The organism is Aidingimonas halophila (assembly GCF_900106955.1).
Lineage (GTDB): Bacteria > Pseudomonadota > Gammaproteobacteria > Pseudomonadales > Halomonadaceae > Aidingimonas > Aidingimonas halophila.
Genome location: NZ_FNNI01000014.1, coordinates 3,727 through 5,687, shown reverse-complemented (window position 1 = coordinate 5,687; position 1,961 = coordinate 3,727). Strand labels below are relative to the sequence as shown.

Below are 1,961 nucleotides of genomic sequence, written 5' to 3'. Positions count from 1 at the left end.
GGTTATTTTCGGATCATGGGGCGTTATCGGGATTGACAGGTTGGTGGAATCCGGTAGAATACGCCTTCCCTGCTGAGGCACGGCCCGGCGGGATGCTCTTTAACAAGCGATCAGGTAATTCCATGTGGGCGCTTGCCGATATCGATGGTCGATGATCATCAAGGCAAGCGACTCGTCAAGAGACGTTTGAACCTTGAGCCAGGTTTGTTCCGCCTCCTTCTACGGAAGGGCAGGGACACAATGATTGAAACTGAAGAGTTTGATCATGGCTCAGATTGAACGCTGGCGGCAGGCCTAACACATGCAAGTCGAGCGGCAGCACGGGGAGCTTGCTCCCTGGTGGCGAGCGGCGGACGGGTGAGTAAGGCATAGGAATCTACCCGGTAGTGGGGGATAACCTGAGGAAACTCAGGCTAATACCGCATACGTCCTACGGGAGAAAGCGGGGGACCTTCGGGCCTCGCGCTATCGGCTGAGCCTATGTCGGATTAGCTGGTTGGTAGGGTAACGGCCTACCAAGGCGACGATCCGTAGCTGGTTTGAGAGGATGATCAGCCACATCGGGACTGAGACACGGCCCGAACTCCTACGGGAGGCAGCAGTGGGGAATATTGGACAATGGGCGAAAGCCTGATCCAGCCATGCCGCGTGTGTGAAGAAGGCTTTCGGGTTGTAAAGCACTTTCAGCGGGGAAGAAAGCGTGCGGGTTAATAACCGGCACGGACGACATCACCCGCAGAAGAAGCACCGGCAAACTCCGTGCCAGCAGCCGCGGTAATACGGAGGGTGCGAGCGTTAATCGGAATTACTGGGCGTAAAGCGCGCGTAGGCGGCGAGATAAGCCGGTTGTGAAAGCCCCGGGCTCAACCTGGGAATGGCATCCGGAACTGTCTGGCTAGAGTGCAGGAGAGGAAGGTGGAATTCCCGGTGTAGCGGTGAAATGCGTAGAGATCGGGAGGAATACCAGTGGCGAAGGCGGCCTTCTGGCCTGACACTGACGCTGAGGTGCGAAAGCGTGGGTAGCAAACAGGATTAGATACCCTGGTAGTCCACGCCGTAAACGCTGTCGACTAGCCGTTGGGAGCCTTGAGTTCTTAGTGGCGCAGTTAACGCGATAAGTCGACCGCCTGGGGAGTACGGCCGCAAGGTTAAAACTCAAATGAATTGACGGGGGCCCGCACAAGCGGTGGAGCATGTGGTTTAATTCGATGCAACGCGAAGCACCTTACCTACCCTTGACATCCTCGGAACTTGGCAGAGATGCCTTGGTGCCTTCGGGAGCCGAGTGACAGGTGCTGCATGGCTGTCGTCAGCTCGTGTTGTGAAATGTTGGGTTAAGTCCCGTAACGAGCGCAACCCTTATCCCTATTTGCCAGCGGTCCGGCCGGGAACTCTAGGGAGACTGCCGGTGACAAACCGGAGGAAGGTGGGGACGACGTCAAGTCATCATGGCCCTTACGGGTAGGGCTACACACGTGCTACAATGGTCGGTACAAAGGGTTGCGATCTCGCGAGAGCCAGCTAACCCCGGAAAGCCGATCTCAGTCCGGATCGGAGTCTGCAACTCGACTCCGTGAAGTCGGAATCGCTAGTAATCGTGAATCAGAATGTCACGGTGAATACGTTCCCGGGCCTTGTACACACCGCCCGTCACACCATGGGAGTGGACTGCACCAGAAGTGGTTAGCTTAACCTTCGGGGGAGCGATCACCACGGTGTGGTTCATGACTGGGGTGAAGTCGTAACAAGGTAGCCGTAGGGGAACCTGCGGCTGGATCACCTCCTTAACCGACAGACTGTTGGTGTCGGTAAGTGCTCACATGAATTACCTGATCGACCAGAGCAAAGACTGTTTGGGTCGCGGACCCAGTGGTTGAAAGCCGGGTCTGTAGCTCAGTTGGTTAGAGCGCACCCCTGATAAGGGTGAGGTCGGCAGTTCGAGTCTGCCCAGACCCACCACA

At 56.7% G+C, this 1,961-nt stretch carries 1 tRNA gene and 1 rRNA gene; both read left to right on the top strand.

Annotated features, from left to right (window positions below):
* Positions 1-247: 247 nt before the first annotated feature.
* Positions 248-1,787 (top strand): 16S ribosomal RNA (locus BLW01_RS18190).
* 95 nt (positions 1,788-1,882) lie between these two features.
* Positions 1,883-1,959, top strand: a tRNA-Ile gene (locus BLW01_RS18185).
* Positions 1,960-1,961: the final 2 nt, after the last annotated feature.